We start from the raw sequence: 24852 nt of genomic DNA, 5'->3' as shown, positions 1-24852 counted from the left end.
TTACCTGAGGATCGCAAGAACCTACCTGTGCAAAACATCAGCGGCGGTGTGGTGCTTCATGTTCCTCTGCCTCTTAATGGTTTCAGCAATCGAGGGACTGCTCCCGCGCCACCAGTTCGGCATCTTTGGCGGCGTCCTTTCGAGAAAATCCTACATGGCAATGTTTGCGTACTTCAATGCTTGCCTCTTAGGTATCTATCTCAGAGACAACATCGCCCACCCGTGGGCATCCGTGCTGCCGAATTATCGCAAGAAGCATCTCCTGGTCACGACGCTCATCGCATTGTTGTTCCTTGGGATTCCGATGTTTTTGATGGAGCTTGTGGGGGCAAGCGACGTCGCGCCGACGAGCGTTGCTGTGATTTTCCTGACTTGCTTGGCAGCGGGATTGTGGACGCCGATCGTGGGTGTTTTGGCTTTCCCTTTTTTGGGCTTTGTCATGACGCCCTCTTCATCCTTCCCTCAGCTTGCGGATTTCCTCGCCGGGAGAACGCCAGTGACCTCTGCGGCATTGGTGTTCATTAGTCTGCTAGCGCTCTGGGCCTTCGCTTGGCGGCTGTTGGTGTTGAATGAAGAGATGGTTGAGTACGCGTTCTCTCGCTTGTATGGCGACCTTCTCCGCGGGCGAAGCGAAATTTTCCGGGGGAAGACGAAGACGATCGCTGACCATCTCGCTGCTTTGCCGGCTAATAAGCGAGGTGTCCTTCAGAATTTCGAGTCGTTTACCAACCTGAAGCAAATCGACAATCTCTCTGGGTACAGCGAGCGAAGCCTATCGGAACGTTTACAGTTATGGCGGCTTGGAACCGCTCCGACCCGTGTCTTCGCGTCCGTGGGGGGGATCATTTTGATCACGTTCATCTTCGTCGCGCCAATCGTGTTACTCCAGCCATTGGTGGGGGCGGAACTGAAAGCCAGGGACCCTGTGGTGGTCTTCTCAGTGCAGATCATGACGAATCCCTTCAATATCTATCTCTACTGGTACATGCGCCTTCATCGTCTAGGGTATGAATCCTTGCGGCCGCGAACGCGACCGGAATTCGTTCGAGAACTCGGCCTGGCATTCTTGTGGGACGTCATCCAATGCTGGCTCGGGGGCGTTCTGTTTATGGGAATCGCCGCGGCCATCTGGGTGCCGGAATTTCTGCAAGTCAAAAAAATGCTCCTGTTTGTCTTAGACACAGGGGTGGCTCAACTTTGTGCGTACGCCATGTACGCTATGATGGGAACCTGGTTGTTGAAACGAGGAATGATGGCAAGCGTTTCGTGGGCATTCTGCCCGTTCATCGCGATGACGATCTGGATGCTGTTCATCGTCGAGCCGATCGGCGTCGAGTTGAATATCGCGATCGCGTTGGTTCTGGCGACAGCGAGCGTGGCAACAATCGCGCGGGCTTATCGCCACTGGCTGCGGGCAGATTTGGATTAAGACTGTTGGTTGCGGACCAATCGGTCCATAGAGGAAATGATGGCAAAGAAACGCGACAGCAGAGACCTGCAAAAGATTGAAGCCGCTCTTGATGAAGAGATGTTTGCCTTGGCCGGAGAGCTGAGCCAACGGTACGTCGAAAAGTATCCGTCTGACGTTGAGGGACAGTGGCTTCGCGGATTGTCCCTTTATTTTCTGGGCCGCGGGAAAGATGCTGGCGAATGCATCAACGCGGCCCTGTCACAACTGTCTCTCGACTTCCGTGGTGCGGCGCTCACCTACCTTGCGCGAATCAGCCGGGACGCGGGCCATTTTGTGGAAGCCGAAGAGTTGTATTCCCAAGCAATCGAAGCGGCACCACAAGATGCAGGCAATTATGTCGAGCTTGCCTCGATGTTGTTGGCGTTCAATAAGGTTTTGGATGCGGAGGCGATTGCTCGACGAGGAATCGATGCAGAGGCTTCTCCCACCTCGGATTTGTACTTCTTTTTAGGCAGCTGTTTTCGGGCTCACGGAGATCTTGTTGGCTCTTACGATGCCTTTTGCCGAGTCCTCGACGAGTGTGATGACGAAGAGGCTGAGGCCGCGATGACGGACCTCGAGCAGGCCGCGGGGGTTCGAGGAATTGAGCTTCCTCAAATGGAAGAGCCGTCGGAGGCTGGTGAATGCGGTTCCGAGGACAACGCAGAGCATGAGCCTGGGCAGATGGTGGCGAATATTCAACAAGAGTTCTTCGTCAAAATCCTTTCTGGCGAGAAGAAGATTGAGTACCGACGTCATACCGACTACTGGCAAACTCGAATTGAAAATGCCGGAAAGCCTCCATTCCATTTGCGAATCATCAATGGAATGACCAAAGACGCGCCCGAGTTAACCGTCGTCGTGAATAAGGTTGTCATCAACCCGTGGGAGGCAGAATATGAGCTTCATCTGGGGGATGTCATCGATATCAGAAATTGGGAGCCGGACATCCAAGAATGAAGTGACGTGATTGTCTAGTTTTCGGCTCGCATTTGGACAAGACACATGTGACTCTTGGAGATTACGAACGACACAATGCGTCTGCATCGGTATTGGTCGTTGGATTCAACCGGGGCGTCTTTCAGCGGCGGTGCATCGGGAAACGATCTGGTTGTTTCCCGATATTTCATGCACGCTGATCATCCGAATGCCGAACCGGATGCAAATCAGGCGCGACTGTGGCGTTCACGAGCCCAGCCGGGAGATACGTGCGTCATTTGTCGTCAATCGTCACGCCGAATGATTTAAGGACCGAGTCCCGTTCGGCAAAAACGTCGAGGTCGACATAGGCACGTAACGACTTGGTTGTTTCAATTCGCTTTGGAATCGCCGGCGACTTGGATTCCGCATTCTCTTTTTTCAAAAGGTCTGCTTGTTTCAGCGATCGGGCCTTCTGTTCCTTAATCGCCGCCTCGTCTTTGACGAGCTCGCGTGTCGCTTGATTGTACTGGTCGTTAAGCTGACCATTTTGTTGCTGCAACTGTTTGGCATTCGATGATGTTTGCTGAACGAGATTGATGATTCTCATGTACTCGAGTTCGTAATTCATCCTCACATTTTGCATGAGAATCAGCGACTGATCTCTGGCGGCGTTCGAAGCTGGATTTCCCCTGCGTAATTGAAGGACGCTCATTTCTTGATCGAGTGCCATCATGGCAGACATGAGCGTCATCGCACGCCTTTCCAGGAACGAGTAATCCTTTTCTGATCTTTCCATCTGCTTCTTGAATTCGTCCGCTTGCTCGTCCAGTATTTCTTTCAGTTCCGCGGCAGACTTCTTCAATGCTTCTCGTTTTTTGTCCGCCGTTTCCAGGGATTTTTCTAGACGATCAAGCTTTTTCTGGCGTTGAAGTGCTTCTTTTTTCTTACCCCGTTCCTGAGTTTGACGAGCTTCCTGTTCGAGGTTCGCCTGACGGATGCTGACTTCCTCTTTACCCCCACGGTAGACGTCAATCGCATCCTCACTCAGGAGATCGATGAGTTGCTCTTCATATTGAGTCCATTTTTCGCGGCTAAGTGCCGATTCCGATGTCAGCTCGACCGCAGCCATAATCCGGCCGATCCAATAGAGTTCCTCATTCCGCATCAATGTGGTCAGATCGTCTGACTTTTCAACGAGCTTCACGAATTCCAAAAGATGCTCGTGGCCGGTGTCATATTCCTTCGCCAAAAAATGCGTCCAGACTAGTGCTCTCCAAGCAGGAAAATAAGCTGTTCCGGGCCGTTTGATCGCGGCGAGGAAATCGTCTTTCGCCTCTTTGTTCTTCATCTGTCTCAGAGAGATTAATCCGTGAGCATAGTCGACTCGACTGTCGCTGCCTGAGGCGTTACGAAGCGAATCGTACAGTCGCTGGCTCTCTTGAATCTCGCGTGGGCCTCGAACGAACCCAATCTGAAACATCTCTTGAACGCGCTGCGCAATGATCTTGTCGCTTGGCGCCGATGGCTCCGCGGCAACTGTCCGTAACGAACACAAAATCAGCAAAAAGAGGATTCTGTGACTTCTCATCTGTCTGTTCCATGCGACGCAACACGTCTCGTCTTTGGTAATGGCGAATTGTCTACCGGTTCGCCAAGCCTGGTACTTTGACATTGGTCAGGGTCGGAAACAAGACATCATGGCTCAAGACCATCGCTTTGCCAACAAAATACGTATGAAAATCGGCGACAACCAAATTGTAAACTGCTTCGACTCGGCCATGATCCTCGACACTGGAAATTCGTTGCATACCCGAGACTGTATGCATTGGCATCTTGGCTGCCAGATCCCGCATCTTGGTCCATCCTCCACCGCTGACCCAAAAGTGGTGACCGAGGCTCGCCACAATTGTGTCAGCGTCGACAGTGAACTGCTGGACTCGCGTTGGCTCGCGAACGGTTGTGAAGAGCACCGGTTTGTAACTCAGTTCACCTGAAACTACGTCTTTCGACAGAACTCGATCACCGGCGCGGATCTGCTCGATCGCCACAAGTCCTCGCTCGGTCCAGACTGGTGTGCCTGCGACCAGACAACTTAACTGGACCGACACTCGGCTAAACGAAGGAATATTCGGTCGTTCATCAACGATCTCGACATATTTTTCACGTGGGTGGGAGACGTCTGAGTACAGTGCCCACCATTTCCACCACTCCTTTGGATCGGAGGTCATTGACTCGTCCGTACAAGCCGAGAGGACTTTTCCGACTCGCTCATTCAAATCGTTCCGGTCATCGTTGATTTTTTCGGCCGCAAAGTCCAGATGATCTGTTTGCGCGGTCAACTCGGCGGCGACGATCAAATTCGATCTAGGGCTACCAACGCGTTGTCCTGTTCTGGTATCAAATCGACCTTCCAGGTTGGGGGAACCGATGCTGTAAACATCTTCGACATTCGAGGGGACGGAGATCGGAAACAGCCGTCGAATTCCGACACGCATTTTGTCATTGGTTTCTTCAACCCAAACATAGTCCCAATTCACGCTCAGATTGGGACCGGCCATAAACACTTCGTTCACGCTGGAAGGTGATGTTCGCCAACTCGATTCGACCTTTGTTCGGATTGGGAAAGACAACAGCATCAACAGATCGGGCGCGAATTCTGTTAGTTTGCGATCCTTGAGCAACTCGATAGCGGCTGTACGGACCGGCTTCCATGGAGAAAAGACGGCCTGCCCTGCCAGTGCACGTGACGCCTGATACTCGCGGATTTGACCGAGCATTTTCACGCCGTATTCGGCCAAAGTTTGTGTCGACAGGCAGAACGTGCTGACGATGGCCGGAACCGCTGTTGCCTGCGTAATCTCGGCCAATTGTTGTTCTGCCTGAGAACGCTGCTTTGGCGATCCTTCCAATTGTTGTACTAGCGATGCGAACTTCGAATCCCAACGTTTGTGTGACTGTTCGATCTCCGATTTGAGGTCGGCCGCTTCTCGCCGTTCATACTCGGAAACCCACGCTCCATCGATCTTTTTACAACCCAATCGTTCATAGACTGTATCCATGTTGACTGACCGGTCTCCGCCAGTCAGAACTCGCAAAAGATGAACTCGCTCTTGATCGATCAGTCCGTTTTTCCGACACCAGTTTGCCAGTCTCCACTGACCGTGCACCCGATCCGACAACTTGTCTCGTAATTGTCGATACTCTTCCAATTGCGACGCCTCATCGCCCGCGGCCATGCTCTCTTCATAGGGGAGCCATTGTTTTCTCGACTTGACGTATCCCGATTGCCACCATGCATCAATATCCGTCTGTGTGCTCAAGTTCAGTCCACCGCGACGGTCAACCAAGGAGTTCGTCTCCACGATTTCGGACTGCAATAACTCCTGAACTGCGTCCGTCGACGATGACTGTGGTTTGGCTTTGTTCGCTGCATGGACTGAGAATGTCAGAACGAATAGCGCAATGACAAGAAGTTCGCCGAAAATGACTGAATTCTTCATCTTAACTCCTTTCATTGCAATGTGTTTCGTTGATCAAGATGTGTTGTTTGTCGCACTGAATCACCGCTCGATAAAAGCGATACTGTACATGTTCCATCACGGTTTTGTTTCGAATGAGTTGCTCAACTGTGTGATTTCAGGGAAAGCGACTGTTTATGAAACGGTGTTTCGTCGACCGAATCAACAATGATTTTCTAGAGTTTTCACTCTAAGGTTTCTTAGCAGCCTGGTGAAATCACGGGACCTGGGTCCGCTCGGCCCGAAAATGCCATGTCATCGCAACAGTTCTCGACAGATTGCCGTCGTGGAAGTTCGCGGCATATCATCAAGCGATCGCGTTGATCTTGTTGTGTCACTCATTTATCCCGTTGTTCGCGGAAGGAACGTTTCATGTCTGACGCACTTGATCCCCAGCGCCGGGATTTTCTGAAGACTGCCAGTGCGGCCGCAGCGACTGCCATCACTTCGAATTTCTTTGTGCATGCGTCGGACAAGGCGGGGACAAAACCGGTTGTGATCGGTTCGGGGGAATTCACCTACGAATGCCATCACAACTGGGGTAAGGTTCCAGACCAGATCAAGTGGCATGCGACCCACGGCGTGGCGATTGACGCGGACGGACTGGTCTATGTCACGCATCGAGCACCCTTTGACTCGAACATTGATACGGTGGTGGTTTTCGAACCGAGTGGCAAGTTTGTGCGGTCGTTCGGGAAGCAGTGGAACTTTGGAGGGCACGGGATCGATATCCGCCGGGATGGCGGTGAAGAATTTCTGTACCTCGCGATTACCACTACGAAACCTCCTGCCGGGTTCAAACAGCGTCCGGGTTTGGTCACGAAAACGACGCTCAAAGGTGAAAAAGTCTGGGAGCTACCCTATCCCCAGGAATCGAATCGTTATGCGGCCCCAGAGAAATACAGTCCAACGAATATTGCGTTCGCACCGGATGGAGGGTTCTATGTTGCTGATGGATATGGCTCGGACTTCATACATCAATACGACAAAGATGTGAGATATGTTCGTTCATTCGGTGGGACTGGTGAGGAACCTGGCCAGTTTAAGACGCCGCACGGCATCTGGCTCGACGATCGCCCCGGTCGCGATCCACGGCTGCTTGTCGCCGATCGTGCCAATGCACGGCTGCAATATTTTTCGCTCGAAGGAAAACCGCTGAGCATTGTTGGCAACGTCAGCTTCCCCGCTCATTTTGACATTCGGGGAACGACGTTACTGATACCCGATTTGCACGCTCGTATTTCGATCTTCGACCAAGACAACAATGTCGCCGTCCATCTGGGTTACGATCCCCAATGGACCGAACAGGTCCTTGACGGTTTCCAGATGCGTGAACAGCCGGAACGTTGGGGAAATGGCAAGTTCATCCATCCGCACGACGCGTGCTTTGATTCTGCGGGGAACATCTACGTCGTCGAGTGGGTCAATACCGGACGAGTTTCTTTTCTGAAGAAAGTCGCCTGACGCTGTTCATTCGAGGTCGAGAATGTCGTCACGACGTCATGGCATTTTTGAACATTGGCGGAGGCAGTCCCCGTGATTTCAGGAGGCTGTCAAACCGATGCGCTCAGATGCGCATTGAGCTCGGAAAGATGACGAATGACTGTGACGTTGTCAGGAATTCGGTCGTCGACGTCATGGGGCTGAAACGCGATGACTTCCATCCCGGCCGCAATTCCCGCTTCGATTCCCGGAAGACTATCCTCAACAACCATGCACGTAGCAGGATTCACACCCATTGATTCGGCGGCATGCAGGAACAGACGTGGGTCTGGCTTCCATGCACCAACTTCATAACTGCTGAAAATGGCCGAGTGAAAGAAAGGGAGAAGACCCGTCAGTGACAGGCTCAACTCAGTCTTTTCACGCGGGCCGTTCGATGCAACGCAGTATTTGTGGCTCAAAGAGCGGACGAGTTCCAGTGCGCCATCAATGGGTTTGAGTTGCCGTTGGAACGCCGCCGTCATTCTCGAGCGGTATTCTGGGACGAATGTCGGGGGAAGTGTGGCACCGAGTCGTCGCTCAAGTTGCTTCACGCAGATATCCATCTTGGCACCACGGCAGATGGTGAGCGCTTCAGCGAGCGAGATCTTCAGCCCATGTTCCGCGACGTATGTGACCAGGATTTCGGTCGATAGCCGTTCGCTGTCGACCAGGGTTCCATCACAGTCGAAGATGATCGATTTCATGCCGTCGCGTCCGCCGTGCGTCTGTGAATCATTGGCACCATCCGACGATGCGGCTGTGCAAAAGGTTGAGATGAAATCGTAAATTGGCCGACTCATTTTGGGAACGAAACGTCGAATAAGAATGCGTCACACCGCCAAAAGAAGAAACGCGGCGTGCGGGCACGTCGCGTTTAAACTGTCCATGGGTGTCGAGTGACGCGGTTTGTCAGACTTTCGCAAACTCGACATGCTTCTTGAGCGCTTCGACTTTTGTGCAGGTGTGTTTATCGTTGGGTTTGGTGGTGAGTCGAACCTTCTCGCCCGCCTTCAGGTCTTCGGCCTTACATGCCGTGCCGTCACACGTGACTTTGGCATCCGCCGCGACGGTGTAAGAGTGTTCTTTTCCTTCGTGACAAGTCGTCACGAGCTTGTTTCCGTGAATACTGACGACGTTGCCATCGTGTGTATTCGAATAGGCTTCAGGCTTGCAGCCGATCGGAGCGGCGCCTTTTTTTTCGTCCATTTTCGTGATCGGAGGCGTCGGTTTCGAGTTATTCATGGGATTGCCTTTCCAGGCGAAATTGCTCGGACCATCAGACGAACGCAACTTGCGTTCGTCCTCGGTCAGTACTTGCGAGCTGACAAGGCATTGTGTCCGTGCTGCTGGATCGCGTCTGCGACCAAGACTCTTGTGTTCGGCACGCGATCGAACCCGTCAAACGTGAGACTCGGTACGCGCACTGTGCGGTACAGGAACTCTCGCATTATCGTTGCAGCGTCACGTGACGCTGATTGATGGACTGATCGCCACTTCCAAGCGAGGCCTGGCGCCGGCTGATTTGACACATTATCGCGCGGCAGCCTGTGCTTTGGATTCGACTCGCTTTGGTGGTTCGAGTCTAACGATTTTGAACATTCGCAACAGTTTTTTTGTTTCGTATTGAGCCGCCTCAACTTCGTGCCAAATGCGGCTGCAGCAATCGCCAATCACGATTCGGTCGGGGGCGTCCTTCGAACATGCATGTTCACACAAATTGCACTCTTCGTGTGTTTTGGCAAGATGTTTCTCGATCAATACGATCTGCTTCTGGACCTCGGTATCTTGATCATGATGCGTTTTGATTTTGGCGAGTGCAAAGTCGGCCGCCTTCAGATCCTTCCGGATCGCAGTGACCAGTTCTTTCGCATCTGCCGCCGAGATCGGCTCCGTCGCTTGGCTGTGGTAGTAAAGAATCTGAGCTTTTTCTTGTCCATGACGCTGATAGATAACTAGTTCGTGCCCTTGCATTGCCTCACCCAGCACTTTGATACGGCTGGGGCCTTGAGCCAGGGTCATCTGATTTGTCGCGGTGACAAACAATGTGGCGATCGCGATCGACTTGAGCGTGAGCATAAACATGAATTTCTGTTGAACGGATCAGAGAGGAAATCCGCTTACGGTATTGAACGCATTGAGATCATCCCGCACGCAGCATTTCGAATTCGATCCAGGTCTCTGAGTCCGCATGACGCTGCGAAGAGACGTTGAACGTGCAACTTCGGCTCCACAATCTCCTACGTGCCTCGACAAACTGCCGACTGAGCATCGGAATGTGCAAATACTGCCTGATTCAATGCGGCAATACTTTGAGAATCCGAGACGCGTGTGCGGATGCTGGATGACGATTCTGACAGACGCCGCGCTCACTGCCGATCAGAAGCGTTTCATTTTAGTGCCAACCGGTCGTTTGCTGGACAGCGAGGAGGCTCACGAATCAGGCGCGTGGTGATCCGACAGATAAGCGACTTGCCACTCGTTGTTCATCACGATGACATGAATCGGCCTGAGTTGAAGCATTCGCAAATCCCTTTGGAATGATTCAGACTTGAGGCTCGTCAGATTGGGAGTCCGCAGCCTTCGCGTTGCTAGTTCTTCGCGGATTTGTCCGGAGTCAGGTGTGCAGGGGCGATCAGGCGATCGGCGACGAGGGTGAACTGTTCGAAGGTGACAAGGAACAAGTCGTTAGAAGTGTTGAGACCTGCGAGGCCGAGGAAAAGTTCGTTGGGGAGATCGGTTTCGAAGGATTTGACGACGTCCCACTCGGTTCCCTCATGGCTGATTGAAACGGTCATTTCTTTTGATGTTCGAGTGAGCCTGAGCCAAAGGGTTTGACCGCGGATGAAGTCGGCAATCACCTTATCGTCTGCGAGATTGTGACCCTGATAGCGGCGATCTTTCCAATATTCCATGAGCGGGGCGTCACAGCGTAACAGCCCGTCGCCTCGCGACCAGTAGGCGTTTCGCTCGATTCGCAGATAGTGATCGTCGTTTTCCCAGATCAGGATGCCTGCCCCGTTGTACGCAACCGGTTGCTTCTGCGGCAATTTCCCGGGCACGAACTTGCCGACGATTTTTACTTGAGCCGTAAAATCGCCCGAGATTTGATTCAGTACGAATGGGGCGTTCAGCGGTTGTCCGGGAGCGAGATCGTGGCAGCCGGGAGGGACAGCCATCGTCAGCGTTTTGTCTTTGATATCGAACTCGCAGTCTCCATCAAGATCCGACACATTTCCCCATGGCGTGTACTGATCATCTTCTTTCTGACTGGTCACCAGTTCCAGCGATTTCACCGAGTGATTTTCGACCTTGGGGTTTTCCGCCGAATTATTTTCCCGACTGCGGTGCTGGACAATCAGCCGCGAAAGGCTTCCCGGCTTCGTCGCGAACTCGGCGTCGAATGTCGATGTCGGCCATTGATCGCCCTTCCCCACGACTGTGACCACCGAAAACTTTGCCGGCTCGATCGATTGACCTTGCGCGGTTGTCGCTTTCAAACGCACGGACGTCACGTCGAACCCCTCCAATCGAAATGTTATAGAGATGGTCACATGCGTGGTGTTCGCATCGCTGGGCGGAAGTGTCACGACGGACAGAGTGAATGGAAGATGTGACGAGCTGACCGAATAGGATTTCACTTCGCTGAGATAATCAAAGCTGATCCGTTCAGGGATGTTCGGAAACGCTTTGGAATTGTTGATCGCTTTGGTCTGGGGGACATCAGCCGCGAAAGAACCAGAGACAGAAAAGAATACGATCAATGCGGCCAATGCCCAGCACTGGCTGCCAATTCGAATGCGAGTACGGACAGGACTGTTCGGAATATGCATGCGAATCAATTCCTCGATTGCGAATTTGCTGAATTGAGCGTAGGCCTGATATTCACCGTAAATCAACGGGGGTAGTTTACCCGCCGAACAATAACACCACGAGGCGACACGATCGAAAATGAATCTCGAGTAACCGAAGCCAATGGGAATTGACCTTGGCAACGATGAAAACAGATCGATCTCGTTTCGCTCGGCCTTTGTCTCCATTTCAGTCACGGCGTTGCGCAATTGGTCTGGTCATTTCGGCTCACATTTCAACCTGTCTGTATGGAGGCAGAACTGTTCATTCCGGCAATGTTGTGCCGGTTGATTGACGGACGAAAATGGATTCAAGCGGTGGCGGCGGCCTGGAAGAGTTGATTGAATAGTGCAACTCCTCACTGATCTGGCCGGCTCTGGCGATGTTGTCAAACGAATGTTACTGCGCAATGACTTCGAAAATCCGTCCGATGATCGAAGGGCGCGCGTTGATACGCGATCGGACTCTGGTGTCACTCATTCGTGGACTTCGCGGGGCGAAAAGAGCAAAGGACAAACCTTGACTATGAATGTGACTTCGACTGCAGAGCCGCCGCGAACGATTGCCGGTACAGAGCGACTGGTCTCGCTCGATCAATTCCGCGGATATACCGTTGCGGGAATGATTCTCGTCAATTTCATCGGAAGTTTCGCGGTCGTCCATTCCATATTCAAACACAATAATAATTATTTCAGTTATGCGGATTCGATTATGCCCGGCTTTCACTTCGCCGTGGGATATTCGTATCGATTGACATTCCTGCGCAGGTTGTACACGGACGGAACAGGGCCGACCTATTTGCGATTTCTGCGTCGGAGCGTGTCGTTGATCCTGATCGCGATCCTATTTTTCGGCGCGGGTGGCGGATTTCCCGGAGGCTGGCAGCAGTTTTACAAAATGCCGACGACGTGGGACGTCACGTTTGCGTCTTTGGACGCCGCGCGCCGGGAAGCAGAGGAGCGTAAGAAGGCTGAACCTCGCGAGGAGATCGACCTTCAAGCGAATCCGATCGACGACAGCGACACAGCGATTGCTACGGATTTTTCCTCCACTTTCGCTGCGCAATGGCGTGTGTATCTCGCTCGCCTCTTGAAGTCGGAGATGTGGAACACATTTGCCATCATCGGTGCGACACAGCTACTCATCCTGCCAGTCATTGCCGCGGGGGCCAGGACACGTGTGGTCGCGGCCGTTCTATGCGGCCTGGGGCACATGACGTTGACGGCCTGGTTCAATTGGGGGTTCGTCTTGGGTAATCCCGACAATTGGATGGTCAGGCTCTGGAAAACGGGAGATGAATCCAGTTGGGACGGAGGCTTCTTCGGGCCTTTATGCTGGGCGGTCGCAATGCTCGCCGGAACGTTGGTGGCGGACCTGATGATGCAGGGGGAATCCGCTGGGCGGGTCGCTCGACGGATTCTGACTTATGGTTGCGGCTTGATGCTGTTTGCGTACGTCCTTTCGTGCGGAAGCCGTCTGTACGACGTAGAGTTTGATGTCCCCTCTGATCCTGTGTTGCCGAACGTTGCACTCTCGCCAATGTTGCCGAACTGGGACAGCCTCGGCCGCCGCCATATCTCGTCCCTGCTGACCGAGCCGCCGTTCGTTGCGCCACCTCCAGCGACCGAGCGACTCGATAATTACTGGATGATGAGTAAGCGACTTCCGACGCTTTCATTCATCCTGTTTGCGACGGGATTCTCGGCGGCCCTTTACGCCGTTTTCCTTGTTGTCTGTCAGGTCTGGCATTGGGAATGCAGTGTGTTCCGAACATTTGGGATGAACCCATTGGCGGCGTACGTCATTCACGAATTGATCGGTTTCCAGTTGCATCCGTTGGTTCCGAATGATTCGCCGCTTTGGTACTGCCTGATCGGGCTGACGGTCTACGGATTGGCCGTGTACCTTTGTGTTCGCAGTTTGGAAAAATCCAAGATCTATCTTCGAATCTGATCGGAACGGCGCGGTCGTTCCTTCGTCGTCCCGCCGATGATTTTTTAATTGAATCGAGGCGATTCATGGGCGTTCCGAAATGATCCAGTCTTCATCGAAAAAGCCGGAATCAAGCACCAATTCGGAAACCTGTGAGGCGGGAGCATTCGTCGGATTGTCGCCGAGTTTCAAGATGGCCCAGTCACCCAGGCGGGGAAAGACCATATAGCTGAAACGTAATTCGGAATCGTGATAAGTGTGCCCACTATTCAGGACGACGTAGCGGTCGACAGCGCCAGGTAATGGATTCGGGTGGATGAGTTGAACGCCATGGTCGCTTGCAGAATGAATCTGATTGCCAAGCTCGAGCGTGTCATGAGTCCAACGAATCGGCAGGTGCGGTAGAACCTTGCTGATCCAGGGATTGCTGCCTGGATCGCCGAAAAGGATCAGATTAGAACTCCGCACGTCCTCTTCCGTGACCTCGGTATCGGCTTTGATGGGAAGATCTCCGTGATCGTGACGCCGCCATTCGGACGTGAAGCGTTTGAGCTGCGCCTCGGCCCAGGCACTGGCTGCCGGGTTCCAAGGCGTTCCCGTTCCACGAACGCACAAAAACTTCCGTGAGAATGCGTCGTCGAGGGGGCCTTGAAGCTGCGGTCGTTTGCCGATCATCGGTGTCTCGCCGAGCACCCCTTGGTATCGCCATGTTCCCTGATGTTTTGCGATTACCAACGAGCGAATGGTGCCTGCGGGATTCGCGGGGAGACTAATTTTGACGTCACCAACGGTGATCGTCGCGGCCGCCGCCGTGACGGCGGGAGGGTGGATGGCGAACTTTGTAATGTTTTGCGGTTCTGCCACGCTAATGGAGCCGTCGTCATTCATGCGGGCGGTGATTTCGGCTCGTTGGTAGTGTTGCTCAAGGCCCAGCAGTTCAATCCAGTGACAACGGCTGAATTTTAGTGACCATGTGACGAAGCGAAGTTGCTTTGGAAAAGGATCGCGCCCCTTGGCCGCGTACTCTCCGATCAGGCGAAGTTGTTCCTCCATGATCTTCGGAGTCAGCCCGTGTCCCGCGCCGCGATCGACAAGGCCCACGAACGGAATGCCTTCTTTGGCAAACGCCTGTTCAATCAGTGTGTGGGATGAGTAATACGGATCCTGGTCTCCCATCGCCGCCACCACGGGGACCATCCCCGCGTTCGCGGTGTAGTCGATTGCGTCCACGAGATGCAGCGTCGTCTTCTGCCATGGTGTCAGCGGATCGAGACGCACGAAATGCTTCCAGGGGGAATTGGCAAATTCGATGGTGTCCACGGGACCCGCGCTGGGCCCAAGCGCCACATATCGATCAGGACGCTTCAGGCCAAGTTGCCAGGTGCCGACTCCGCCAAGTGACGACCCTCGTAGAACAATCCGCGATCGATCGATCGCATAGTCTCGGCACACCGCTTCGATCGCTTCGTCGACATCGGTTTCACCCTCGTATCGATAGGCGTTTTCGCCGAGCCGTCCCATGGGATGGAGCTCAATAAAGTTCTGCTCAGGAGCTCCCGCAATTCCGGTGTCACCACCGTCAAAGTTGGTGACAAACATCAGTTCGCCGACTCCGGTCGCGTTGGTGCTGCCGTGCAGGACGACGTCCAGCCGCAACGGTTTTGTGCGATCGTAGCCCGCAGGAAGAATCAGGCCATACGGCTGGACCGAGTCGTCAATGGAGGAGACATAACCGCGGACGCTGCGGCCGAGTTTCTCACACCAGGGATGTTGTCCGCCAGCGAGAGCGTCAACGCGTTCCTTCGACCGGCGAAGTCCGTTCTGCACAAGCTGTCGGTGCTTGGCGTCATTGATCGGACCGAAATCAAGGGCCCAGGTGACAGCCTTGACGAACAGTTGCGCATCCGCCCAGCGGTCAAGGCTCATGGCCGGTACGCGGCGCAACTCGGCCAGACGCGCCTGCAGGGGTTCAAGCTCGGCCAGGAACGCCTTCCGCTCGATTTCTGTGAGAGGGCCAGCGACGGTTGGAGCGTTGTCGGCGCCGTTCGCCTTTGGCAAAGGAATCGTCGTGGTGATGATCATGCACAAGACCAGAGCGACCAGTGCTGTGCGGAATGACGTCGAAGTCTGACTTGGCATTGGTTTGTCCAAAATGCGATCGAATGCTGGCGACGCGTGGCACGATTTGCGGCCAGGCTCGGATTGAATCACCAGAGACGAGAACGGCGGTGTCCGGCGCACGCCCCGCTCCGCGAAGGATCGCTGGCGGCCCAATTGGATGAATTCGTTCAGGCAATGATTTCGTTGATCGGATTGCCGTGATCGATGTCGAGCCGCTTCCGACCGGGGATTTCGAGCTCGCGTGAATCGAGACCCATCTGCTTCAGAATCGTGGCATGAATGTCGGTGACATAGTGGCGATGTTCGACAGCATGGAAACCAATTTCATCCGTCGCACCATGAACAATTCCGCCCTTAATTCCTCCGCCTGCCATCCAGACCGAGAAACCATACGGATGGTGATCGCGGCCATCGGCACCCTGCGAGGCGGGGGTTCTGCCGAATTCCGTCGCGAAGATCACGATCGTGGAATCGAGCAACCCGCGCTGTTTTAGATCCTTGAGCAATCCGGCGACGGGCTTATCGACCTGCTTGAACGTTTGGGTATGCATGGCCTTCAAGTTGCCATGAGCGTCCCAGGCGCCTGCTCCTCCCGCCCCATGTTGAACCTGGATGAAGCGCACACCGCGCTCAATCAGCCTTCGTGTTGCCAGCATCTGCGAGCCGAAGTCGCGCGTATCGGGCTCGTTGAGGCCATACAGCTCTTGTGTGGCCTGCGTTTCCGTATCGAACTTGAGAACCTCTGGGATGGAGGTCTGCATTCGAAAGGCGAGTTCATACGCTTTGATCCGCGCAGTGAGTGCGGGATCGTTTGGATACTCGACGCCCTTCAAACGATTGAGTCGTCCGGCGAGCTCGAAGCTCAGTTGCTGTTCATCAACATCCAGTCCGCTTGCCGGCTTGGCATAGTCGAGCGGGTTTCCGGGGTCGACGCGGATCGGAACGGCATCGTGCGCCGGGCCCAGATAATGGCCGTCTTTCGCATTCCAGTACTCGCGGTTTCCCATTGAGATGAATTGAGGAAGGTCGTCGTTGATCGAGCCCAGGCCGTAATGTACCCAAGCTCCCAGCGTGGGGAATTCGCCATCGAGCATATGGCGGCCGGAATGAAACTGCGTTTGGGCGCCATGGTTGTCGTCTGTCGTCCACATCGAGCGAACGACCGCAATGTCGTCGATGCAGCTACCCATGTGCGGCACCCAGTCGCTCAGCTCGATGCCAGACTGTCCGTATTTGCGAAATCCGACTTGCAAGGGATACAGCTTCTGCCGCAGTTCGACATTGAATGCGACTTCACGCCGTTTCAATCGTTCAGGATTTTGCGTGTCGGCGTACGGAGTCTCGCTGATCGACTTGTCGGCATATTTGGTGACTTCGGGCTTGGGGTCAAACGATTCCAGGTGCGACATCCCGCCGTTCATGAACAGCCAGACGACACTTTTGGCTTTCGGCGTGAAGTGCGGTTGACCCGTCGGAGGTTGCCAGAGAGGTGCGTCGTTCGCGCGTACAATTCCGTCTCGCGCAAGCATGGCACCAAGCGCCAGTCCGGTAAATCCCTGACCGAGATCCGCCAGGAACGTACGTCGGGAGCGGCCGAGGGGAAAGTGCGAGTGAGGGGTGATCATAGTGCGATCCAAACGTGAGGTTGGTTGATCAGCGGATGATTGTCGGAAGGCGCTTCATCGAATCGTGATGAAGTCGTTGAGGTTAATCAGAGTCTGCACGACAGTTGTGCGAGCGAGCGACTCGGGATTTGGGCGTTTCTTCGCACGTGCGAGTTCCGTCAAGCGACTGAGGATCTCGGACATTGTTGCCTGTTCCTCAGAAGTGGGTTCGACGGACAGAACGCTTAAGTAGGCCGAACGAATGAAATCGCCGTCAGAAGCATCAGGCTGTGCGTTCGCCAGCCGCTGAGAAATCTTCCCGGCCATCCTCGTGACGAATGAGCTGTTTTCAAGAGCGAGAGCTTGCTGCGGCACGATGCTTTCCGCGCGCCGGTAACAGTCCAGGACGCTGGCGTCGTCAAATGTGGAGAGAAACTTCTGGTGGTCATTGTGCGAATGGACAAAATATAGACTGCGTCGTCGTGAGGTTTCATCGTTGATCGCAATCGACGGACCACCCATCGACAAGTCCAGTTCTCCGGCGAGGAAGAGCAGGCTGTCACGCACGACCTGCGACTCCATCCGTACGGGATTCATGCGCCAATAGAAGCGGTTGTCGGAATCGGCGGCGAGCGTCGCGTCGCTGGCGTTGGCACTGGACGACGAGAGCCGATATGTCTCTGACAACACGATTAACCGATGGAGATGTTTCATGCTCCAGTTCTGCTCAACAAGTTCACTGGCGAGCCAATCAAGCAGTGCGGGATGTGTGGGCGGCGCGCCATTGCGACCAAAATCAAACACGGTGGCAACCAGGGGCTTGCCCATATGTCGTGTCCAGATGTGATTGACTGCAACACGCGCGGGAAGCGGATTGCGCGGGTCGGTCAGCCATTTGGCGAACGCTGCTCGACGTCCACTGCTGGACGCCGGAAAGGGTTTGTCGGCGTTTCGGTTCTGGTAATCTTCTTGAGTCTTCTTTGCGCCTGGTAGCGGCGTGTGCGTCTCTTTTGGCGTTTCCATCGCTTTGACCGCGGCTTCGAGAGTCGATTTGGCGGCCGTGAGCTTCTTCTCGGCTTCCTCCTTCTTGTCGGCGGGGGCCTGCAGTCGTGCCAGCTCCGCGCGACAGAACGCTTCATCCGCCCGTGAAGCCGCGAGGGAAAGCTCGGATTTGCTCGCGGCGAGGACCAGAGTCATTGTGGTATGCGAGTCAGAGATCGAATCGTTGCTCGATGTCACGCCGCTGGGTTGGCGATGACCATAGACGGCCTGGTCTGCAGTGGCACGCGCTTCGATTGATGCGAGTTGCATCTGGGCCGTGACATGTGCTTTCTTCGCAATGGACAAGGCAAGCTGCGCCTGGTCGACCGGCATCAGTACGGTGGTCGCTGTTGATTTTGCGTAGTCGGCATCCTCAATAAGTTTTGTTTCTGGCGGCAGTGGGTAGAGTTCAAATGAAAGGAACTCCGCTGCCGCGTCGAATGCGATCAATTCCATATGACCCGACTGACGGGACAGGTTTGAGGGCAAGCGAAATGCAATTGAATGTTGTCCATCGAAAGACATGTTCAGCAGCGTGCCTCGGACGCGCAACACGACGTCGTGTGGTTGATGGAGTTCCACTTTGCACGACTGGAATGCGTTCGGAGGATAGACGTATTCGCGGCCTTGCTTGAAAGCAATCTGCGATTTCGGTTGCCCCGTCACGGCGCTGACATAGGCGAGTAGTTCGTTTCCGGCATCCGTGACATCGCACGAGATTCCAACCGACTTCCAGGTTCCACCCGCACCCGGGATATACTTCAGCTTTGCTTCAAAATCGGTCGGCGGCAGTTGCTTCAATCGCAATGCGGCACGGGCTGGACCGGTTTGCGTCTGGACAAGCCGACCATTTTCGTAGGCCCAATTGCCCGCGAACTGCTCCCAAAGGTCGGGGCGTGGCGTGGAAAAGTTGTCGTGCAAGAGTGCGGGCGTTGACGCGTTAGAAGGCCTCAGCGCGTCGGCGATGCTCGCGTCCCGTTCCGCACTCGCTGCAAATTCAGACTCGCGAAGGCTCTGCTCGGCCGTTTCGACCGCGGAACGAGCGGTCGCAATCTGCTGATGGGCGGCATTTCGATGTGCCTGAACGACGAAGTCTCGCAGGCCGGGAAAGGGAGCTTCTGCCGGAAGCGAAATGGGTTCAATCGTGAGTTTCAATCGGTCTGACACCAGGATTGCAGGAACGGCGGGGGGGATCACGCGACTTTTATCGGGGTTGAGGTCGTTGCCACGGATGTGTAGATAGGTCGGCTCGTCCAGGTGGGCATCGAACGCACGCGGGATTCCGTCTTTCTCGTAGTCCATCTGGCCCGGAACCATTTCCGTGCGAATCTGGTACGGTTCGAAGATCGCACGCAGACTGTAGTAATCGACGTGTGAGAGCGGGTCGTACTTGTGATCGTGGCATTTCGCACAGTTGAGCGTCAGCCCGAGCATCGATTTCGATGTGTGTTCGACGGTCTCGTCCATCCAGGTGGTGCGATTGAAGATGAAGTACTGCCGTGCGAGATATCCCGTGGCGCGCAGCCGATCGAAGTCGTTCGGATACAGTTCGTCGGCGGCCAGCATTTCACGCAGCATCTGGTCATAAGGTTTATCTGCGTTCAAAGACTCGATGATCCAGTCACGCCAGTGCCAGATATGTTTCTGCGAGTTGCGAACTTCGGCACCCAGTCCCCACCAGTCGCTATAACGCCAGATATCCATCCAGTGTCGTCCCCATCGTTCACCATACTGGGGACTGTCGAGTAGGCGTGTCACGACCTTGTCATAGGCATCTGGAGATTGGTCCGCATTGAACGCGTCCAGTTCCGCGGTGGAGGGCGGTAGCCCGATCAAGTCGAGCGATACGCGCCGCAGCCAGACGCTCCGGCTCGCCTCGACCTGCGGAGCGATCCCGCGCTGGCGGTGTTCGACAGAGATCAACGCATCGATCGGGTTCATCAGCCATCGTGTTTGTTCTTCCGATGGATGCTCAAGCCGCGGAACTGCTGGGCGTACGACGGCCTTAAACGACCAGTGGTCGTGTGGATCGCGTTCCGGTTGTTCATCCGCGGCATGGGGGGCCTGTTGTGAGACCCAATTTCGAATGGCGGCGATTTGTTCCGGCTTTAGTGGCTCACCTTCGGGTGGCATTCGTTCTGATTCGTGTGGTGCCGAGACGCGCGTCAGGAGCAGGCTGGTCGACGGCTCACCGGGAGTGATCGCCGCACCAGAATCGCCACCCTTGATGGCCTGTGCGGCGGTGTCGAGCCTCAAGCCACCTTCTTGCTTCAGGACCCCATGGCACGAAACACAGCGCGCCGACAGGATCGGCTTAATCTTCTTCAAGTAGTCAACGGGTTCGTCCGCTCCGTATGCGATGCACGTCATCACGACAGGCAGGCAGAGCTTCAGAGTCGAGAGTGAAACGGATCGCAATCCGGTCCCCACTGGGCGGCAGGCAGTTGTCGGTTGACGCATTTCAGGCCGTTTCCTGATCGATCTCGGCCGGACGTGTCGCTTTGATTGCGGCAACCCGGCTGAGGATGGGGTGGTTATGGAGGATGTGATAGGACAGTGCTTTGCGGGCCGCCGTCCAGCGCCCCTCGATAAGTGCTGTCAGAATCTCACGGTGTTGGCGGATGGTCTCAACGGCGATGTCATATGCGTGGTCTTCCCACTGGAACATCAGACGAAAGTACCGCCCCTGACGTGCGAAGAAATCTCGGATATAGGTATTGCCAGCCGTGTTGATCAGGTACTGATGGAGTGACTCGTCAATTTGGGGGGCCGCATCGGGTGATGCGGGAAATGGGTTCGCATCCAGCATTCGCTGAAGTTCGTCGTTGACAAGCTTTGGGCGAGCCAGCTCTAAAGCCTTGAGCTCGAGCACCTCACGCACTTCGACGAATGCTTGCAGGTCATTCTGGCGAAACGGTCGCAGCCGCCACCCTCGTCGAGGGATGTGATCGAGCATTCCTTCGCCGGCCAGACGATGCAGGATGTTTCGAATGGCGGATCGGCTGATTTCATACTTTTCAGCCGTCACTTCTTCTCGCAGGTAGACCGCCCTTCCCTGCAGACTCAGCTGTACCAGATCGTTGGCGACGACTTCGAACGGATCTCGAGGTCGCGAGGGCGGTGTTGGCGGGCGAATCGCGTGCAACTCTTCAGGAGAAGAGCCTTGGGGCTGCCGAACGACGAGCCGACGGTTCGGCCCCTTCTCGAGTAGCCCTTCTTCGATCAGTTCTGCCAGGGCGGTTCGCACCGGCGTGAAACTGACGTCGTAGTGGGCGGCCAGCGAATCAATGGTCAGTGGAGCCGGCAATCCATGCCCGGACTTCAGCCGCGCCGCCAAGTCATCTTTGATGTAAGTTGCGATCAACATGAGCGGCATCGTATTTGTTCTCGTTGCCGAAATCAAATATTTTGTCAACAAAAACAAATTAATTGTCGTTGATGAGAATGACGCGTGGATCGCTTCGACGGGGATTGTGATGCGTGGCCAATCCGCTCGCGATTGATGAGCTGACTGAAGTTCCCTGTGCTGCCGGATCGTCTGCTTCTTGTGTAGAGTTGCAAATAAAAACGCGTTTTTATCGTGCTTTATTTGGAAATCAGTACTCCAGAATATTTTGAATATTGACAACCATCATTCGATAAATTAAATCACGACAAAAATGGTGATCTTTGTGGTGTGGCGGCTGCGTCTGGTGTGGCACTCGTCATTTGCCGCGCTTGATTCATTCCAACTCAAAGGCACTTATTCCTGCCACCGCTGAGGTGACGCCTGCGTCTCTCTTCGCCGTTTGGGTTTCAAGATTCCTCAATTTCAATGGGACGACATGTTTGTCAAATGCCGTTTTCGAACAATGACTGCGTCAATGATTGTGTTGTCCGTGCTTCTTTGCGGGTGTGGAGGAAACGCGAATCTCGCCTCGGTTTCCGGCCAGGTGTTGCTTGATGGCAAGCCGCTTCCCAAGGCGTTTCTGATCTTTACGCCGCAGGAGGGCAAGGGAGCGCCTGCATTCGGTAAGACTGACAATGATGGCCGGTATCAGCTGGTTTTCTCTGGCAGCTCCAAGGGGGCATGGATCGGCAAGAACCGGGTCACGATCAGCACTGCCGATGCGATTAGTCCCGAGAAGACGACCCCCGAAGTGGTGCCTGCCGCTTACAACGTGAAGTCCGATCTCTTCCGCACGGTTGAATCGGGCCGCAACACCTTTGATTTCGACTTGAAGGGGGACGGCCCCATCAAGGCCGAGAAGCCGTATACGGGCTGATTTGCGCTCATTCGTCCGTTGGCTTTCGACGATCCCTGATTCTCATTGACAAACGAAACGTTTTAAAAGGTTTTCAGAATGAGCATTTCGAATGGCATCCCGCTTTTCCTTTCGCCAGTACGGTCGTTGCCCCGTCGGCGGGGCTTTACCTTGATCGAGCTGCTGGTCGTGATCGCGATCATCGCGGTGCTCATTGCCCTACTCTTACCTGCAGTGCAACAGGCGCGCGAGGCGGCTCGACGGACGCAATGCAAGAACAATTTGAAGCAGATCGGATTGGCACTACATAACTATCACGACGCCCACAACCAATTTCCCCCCTCAATGATCTTCGAAACCGGACAACTGACGGCACGTGGCAATCGGGCCCAGAGGGCAAACGGATGGGCGTGGACATCGTTCATTCTGCCTTTTATTGATCAGGCTTCCCTTTACGGGCAGCTCGATTTCAATACGTCGCTGGTCACCGCCGCGAATCAGATTCCAATTGCCAGCAAGCTGCAGATTGCTGTTTGTCCCTCGGTTCCTCCGATCAATTACTGCGTCGTCGGTGCAATCAAGACTCCAGGAATCCTCGCGACGAACTATGTGGGCAACAGTGGTTCGTACTCATTGAGCGCCTACTACAACAGTTCGGACGCGCGAAGGAACGGCGTGTTTGTCGAAGATGCCAAGATTGGAATTCGCGACATTACCGATGGGACTTCGAATACGATTGCGGTTGGCGAAACGGTGTTCTGGGGGAATGGCGACACCGCGAATACCTTTTACTGGGATCCCAGTTGGTTCGGACGTGTTCAGGCAGCGATTCCGACGAGTGATTGCCCCGAATGTATTACCCGCAACGGATCGAATCGGATGAACCCACCCAGCATTGCCAGTGCCGTTGTCTTGCGAAATGCATTTTCCAGCAAGCATATCGGTGGGGCTCAATTTCTGCTGGCCGATGGATCAGTCCGGTTTATCAACGAGTCCATCAACACGACCTCGATCGATGACGAAACGCAACCGACCAGTGCATTAGGGGTCTATCAGTTGCTTTGCGGCAGGAACGATGGACAAGTTGTGGGTGAATTTTAATCTGCGGTTGATTGTACGGTCGGGCCGAGAGACGATTTGGCCGATGCTCTACTTGCGATTCAATTCGATTCTTATGGAAAGCTGTTGCGATGCGAATCCGCATACTGATGAGTTTCGTGGTGTTCTCTGCGGCGGAATTGGTGTGTGCGAATGAACCTGTTGTGACGAACGTCAAACCGGATACCGCGGGTGGCAAGCCGAATGTCTTGTTTGTGTTCACCGACGATCAAGCGGTCGACACAATTCGGGCCATGGGAAATTCAGAGATTCAGACGCCGAATTTTGATCGCCTGGTTCACTCCGGCACCACATTTACTCATTGCTACAACATGGGCAGTTGGTCACCGGCAGTTTGCGTCGCGAGTCGCTCAATGCTGCTCAGTGGCCGGTCTGTCTGGCGGGCACAGAAGATTTATGACACAGCAGAGCAGGAACGCGAAGCGGGGCGATGGTGGCCCAGTTATCTCAAGGGGGCGGGCTATCGCACATACCTGACCGGCAAGTGGCATGTGAAGGCGTCACCCGAGAAAAGTTTTGATGTGGTTCGTCATGTTCGCGGCGGCATGCCGAAAGAGCATCCCGATGGGTACAACCGTCCGCTGGCAGATCGAGTTGATCCCTGGTCGCCGTCCGACCCTCGCTTTGGCGGATTCTGGGAGGGTGGGCGGCATTGGAGTGAAATCGTCGCCGACGATGCTGTCGATTTTCTCCGCCAGGCCGCCGACGAGCCGGCACCATTCTTCATGTATGTCGCGTTTAATGCCCCGCATGACCCGCGGCAATCTCCGCGTGAATTTGTCGAGATGTATCCGCCGGAAAAGATCTCGCTGCCAGTCAATTTCCTGCCCGAATATCCGTTTAAGGATCTGATCGGGTGCGAACCAACATTGCGTGATGAAAAGCTCGCACCGTTTCCACGAACGGAACGGGCAATCCGCGTTCATCGTGCCGAATACTATGCCATCGTCTCGCACCTTGATCGTCAGATCGGACGTATCCTGGATGCGCTGAAGGCGTCGGGTAAAGAACAAAACACGTGGATCTTCTTCACGGCTGACCATGGTCTGGCGGTGGGGAGACATGGATTGGTCGGCAAACAAAACTTATACGAACACAGCGTTCGAGTGCCCTTCGTCGCAGTGGGGCCCAAAGCCGCTGCGGGCGAGCGGATTGACGCACCGATCTATTTGCAAGATGTCATGCCGACCGCGTTGGAATTGGCGGGTGTCGAAAAGCCAGCGCATGTCGAATTTCATAGTCTGGTTCCGCTTCTGGAAAAGCGACAGACGTCGTCGTCGTACGAGGCGATTTATGGTGCATACTTGGGGCTGCAGCGAATGATTGAAGCGGATGGCTACAAACTGATTGTCTATCCGAATGCGAAAACGCTCAGGCTTTACCACGTTGCAGACGATCCGTATGAGCTGAAAGATCTGGCTGGCGATCCTCAGTATCGTGTCCAAATCACGCGACTCGCCAAGGCGTTGCGAAAGGCCCAGCAGCAGACGGGCGATGCTCTATCGCTGGCGGGATTGCTGCCCGATGAATGAGTGACGTAAGTTCATGAATCAGACTTCATCGAAGGG

General features: G+C 54.5%; 17 protein-coding genes. 7 read left to right on the top strand and 10 right to left on the bottom strand.

Annotated elements, in window-relative coordinates; translation table 11 throughout:
• Positions 1 to 154: 154 nt before the first annotated feature.
• Positions 155 to 1429: a hypothetical protein gene (locus OSO_RS0127355; RefSeq protein ID WP_202799983.1), complete on the top strand. Its 1275-nt coding sequence runs from the start codon at positions 155 to 157 to the stop codon at positions 1427 to 1429.
• 39 nt (positions 1430 to 1468) lie between these two features.
• On the top strand, positions 1469 to 2410 hold the full coding sequence (locus OSO_RS45360; protein ID WP_010586190.1) for a tetratricopeptide repeat protein: 942 nt from the start codon (positions 1469 to 1471) through the stop codon (positions 2408 to 2410).
• 253 nt (positions 2411 to 2663) lie between these two features.
• Here the strand turns inward: OSO_RS45360 and OSO_RS0127345 are convergent, their stop codons facing one another.
• Both OSO_RS0127345 and OSO_RS0127340 read right to left on the bottom strand, forming a co-directional pair.
• On the bottom strand, positions 2664 to 3959 hold the full coding sequence (locus OSO_RS0127345) for a hypothetical protein (protein ID WP_010586188.1): 1296 nt from the start codon (positions 3957 to 3959) through the stop codon (positions 2664 to 2666).
• A 52-nt stretch (positions 3960 to 4011) separates the two neighbouring features.
• Entirely contained in the window at positions 4012 to 5871 is a 1860-nt protein-coding gene (locus OSO_RS0127340; RefSeq protein ID WP_010586187.1) for a polymorphic toxin-type HINT domain-containing protein, read from the bottom strand.
• A gap of 390 nt (positions 5872 to 6261) precedes the next feature.
• Between OSO_RS0127340 and OSO_RS0127330 the strand changes: the two genes are divergently transcribed.
• Entirely contained in the window at positions 6262 to 7353 is a 1092-nt protein-coding gene (locus OSO_RS0127330) for a twin-arginine translocation signal domain-containing protein (protein ID WP_010586185.1), read from the top strand.
• Between the two features lie 89 nt (positions 7354 to 7442).
• On the opposite strand, the gene OSO_RS0127325 is transcribed toward OSO_RS0127330, so the two are convergent.
• From OSO_RS0127325 to OSO_RS0127300, 4 genes are all read right to left on the bottom strand, one after another.
• Positions 7443 to 8078 carry an HAD family hydrolase gene (locus tag OSO_RS0127325; RefSeq protein ID WP_029247543.1) on the bottom strand — a complete coding sequence of 212 codons (636 nt, stop codon included), beginning with the start codon at positions 8076 to 8078 and terminating at the stop codon, positions 7443 to 7445.
• Between the two features lie 205 nt (positions 8079 to 8283).
• Positions 8284 to 8616: a hypothetical protein gene (locus tag OSO_RS0127320; RefSeq protein WP_010586183.1), complete on the bottom strand. Its 333-nt coding sequence runs from the start codon at positions 8614 to 8616 to the stop codon at positions 8284 to 8286.
• A 288-nt stretch (positions 8617 to 8904) separates the two neighbouring features.
• Positions 8905 to 9450 (bottom strand): hypothetical protein, encoded by a 546-nt coding sequence (locus tag OSO_RS0127310; protein ID WP_010586182.1) that lies wholly within the window; start codon positions 9448 to 9450, stop codon positions 8905 to 8907.
• A gap of 512 nt (positions 9451 to 9962) precedes the next feature.
• Positions 9963 to 11204, bottom strand: coding sequence for a DUF1349 domain-containing protein (locus OSO_RS0127300; RefSeq protein WP_157605475.1), 1242 nt, complete (start codon positions 11202 to 11204; stop codon positions 9963 to 9965).
• Positions 11205 to 11748: 544 nt separating this feature from the next.
• On the opposite strand from OSO_RS0127300, the gene OSO_RS0127290 reads away from it, so the two are divergent.
• The gene (locus OSO_RS0127290; RefSeq protein WP_029247540.1) at positions 11749 to 13176 is read left to right on the top strand and encodes a heparan-alpha-glucosaminide N-acetyltransferase domain-containing protein; all 1428 of its coding nucleotides are present in this window, start codon (positions 11749 to 11751) and stop codon (positions 13174 to 13176) included.
• A 63-nt stretch (positions 13177 to 13239) separates the two neighbouring features.
• On the opposite strand, the gene OSO_RS0127285 is transcribed toward OSO_RS0127290, so the two are convergent.
• The 4 genes from OSO_RS0127285 to OSO_RS0127270 all read right to left on the bottom strand — a co-directional run bounded on the left by OSO_RS0127285 (position 13240) and on the right by OSO_RS0127270 (position 21297).
• Positions 13240 to 15294 carry a prolyl oligopeptidase family serine peptidase gene (locus OSO_RS0127285; protein ID WP_157605474.1) on the bottom strand — a complete coding sequence of 685 codons (2055 nt, stop codon included), beginning with the start codon at positions 15292 to 15294 and terminating at the stop codon, positions 13240 to 13242.
• A gap of 149 nt (positions 15295 to 15443) precedes the next feature.
• Positions 15444 to 16901 carry a DUF1501 domain-containing protein gene (locus OSO_RS0127280; protein ID WP_010586178.1) on the bottom strand — a complete coding sequence of 486 codons (1458 nt, stop codon included), beginning with the start codon at positions 16899 to 16901 and terminating at the stop codon, positions 15444 to 15446.
• Between the two features lie 54 nt (positions 16902 to 16955).
• Entirely contained in the window at positions 16956 to 20381 is a 3426-nt protein-coding gene (locus OSO_RS0127275) for a DUF1553 domain-containing protein (RefSeq protein ID WP_010586177.1), read from the bottom strand.
• A 1-nt stretch (position 20382) separates the two neighbouring features.
• Positions 20383 to 21297, bottom strand: a complete 915-nt coding sequence (locus OSO_RS0127270) for a GntR family transcriptional regulator (protein WP_010586176.1) — start codon at positions 21295 to 21297, stop codon at positions 20383 to 20385.
• Between the two features lie 487 nt (positions 21298 to 21784).
• Between OSO_RS0127270 and OSO_RS48655 the strand changes: the two genes are divergently transcribed.
• The 3 genes from OSO_RS48655 (at position 21785) to OSO_RS0127250 (ending at position 24816) form a co-directional block, all read left to right on the top strand.
• Positions 21785 to 22186, top strand: coding sequence for a carboxypeptidase regulatory-like domain-containing protein (locus OSO_RS48655; RefSeq protein WP_157605473.1), 402 nt, complete (start codon positions 21785 to 21787; stop codon positions 22184 to 22186).
• Positions 22187 to 22264: 78 nt separating this feature from the next.
• Entirely contained in the window at positions 22265 to 23266 is a 1002-nt protein-coding gene (locus tag OSO_RS0127255) for a DUF1559 domain-containing protein (RefSeq protein ID WP_010586174.1), read from the top strand.
• A gap of 89 nt (positions 23267 to 23355) precedes the next feature.
• Complete coding sequence (locus OSO_RS0127250; protein WP_010586173.1) at positions 23356 to 24816, top strand: sulfatase family protein; 1461 nt, start codon at positions 23356 to 23358, stop codon at positions 24814 to 24816.
• The last annotated feature ends 36 nt before the right edge of the window (positions 24817 to 24852 follow it).

The sequence above is a fragment of the Schlesneria paludicola DSM 18645 genome (assembly GCF_000255655.1).
Lineage (GTDB): Bacteria > Planctomycetota > Planctomycetia > Planctomycetales > Planctomycetaceae > Schlesneria > Schlesneria paludicola.
This window is presented reverse-complemented; position numbering and strand designations above follow the sequence as displayed.

Coding starts and splice junctions, on each gene's coding strand:
- OSO_RS0127355 (WP_202799983.1), top strand. CDS start 155: ATGGCAATGTTTGCGTACTTCAATGCTTGCCTCTTAGGTATCTATCTC.
- OSO_RS45360 (WP_010586190.1), top strand. CDS start 1,469: ATGGCAAAGAAACGCGACAGCAGAGACCTGCAAAAGATTGAAGCCGCT.
- OSO_RS0127345 (WP_010586188.1), bottom strand. CDS start 3,959: ATGAGAAGTCACAGAATCCTCTTTTTGCTGATTTTGTGTTCGTTACGG.
- OSO_RS0127340 (WP_010586187.1), bottom strand. CDS start 5,871: ATGAAGAATTCAGTCATTTTCGGCGAACTTCTTGTCATTGCGCTATTC.
- OSO_RS0127330 (WP_010586185.1), top strand. CDS start 6,262: ATGTCTGACGCACTTGATCCCCAGCGCCGGGATTTTCTGAAGACTGCC.
- OSO_RS0127325 (WP_029247543.1), bottom strand. CDS start 8,078: ATGAAATCGATCATCTTCGACTGTGATGGAACCCTGGTCGACAGCGAA.
- OSO_RS0127320 (WP_010586183.1), bottom strand. CDS start 8,616: ATGAATAACTCGAAACCGACGCCTCCGATCACGAAAATGGACGAAAAA.
- OSO_RS0127310 (WP_010586182.1), bottom strand. CDS start 9,450: ATGCTCACGCTCAAGTCGATCGCGATCGCCACATTGTTTGTCACCGCG.
- OSO_RS0127300 (WP_157605475.1), bottom strand. CDS start 11,204: ATGCATATTCCGAACAGTCCTGTCCGTACTCGCATTCGAATTGGCAGC.
- OSO_RS0127290 (WP_029247540.1), top strand. CDS start 11,749: ATGAATGTGACTTCGACTGCAGAGCCGCCGCGAACGATTGCCGGTACA.
- OSO_RS0127285 (WP_157605474.1), bottom strand. CDS start 15,294: ATGCCAAGTCAGACTTCGACGTCATTCCGCACAGCACTGGTCGCTCTG.
- OSO_RS0127280 (WP_010586178.1), bottom strand. CDS start 16,901: ATGATCACCCCTCACTCGCACTTTCCCCTCGGCCGCTCCCGACGTACG.
- OSO_RS0127275 (WP_010586177.1), bottom strand. CDS start 20,381: ATGCGTCAACCGACAACTGCCTGCCGCCCAGTGGGGACCGGATTGCGA.
- OSO_RS0127270 (WP_010586176.1), bottom strand. CDS start 21,297: ATGCCGCTCATGTTGATCGCAACTTACATCAAAGATGACTTGGCGGCG.
- OSO_RS48655 (WP_157605473.1), top strand. CDS start 21,785: ATGATTGTGTTGTCCGTGCTTCTTTGCGGGTGTGGAGGAAACGCGAAT.
- OSO_RS0127255 (WP_010586174.1), top strand. CDS start 22,265: ATGAGCATTTCGAATGGCATCCCGCTTTTCCTTTCGCCAGTACGGTCG.
- OSO_RS0127250 (WP_010586173.1), top strand. CDS start 23,356: ATGCGAATCCGCATACTGATGAGTTTCGTGGTGTTCTCTGCGGCGGAA.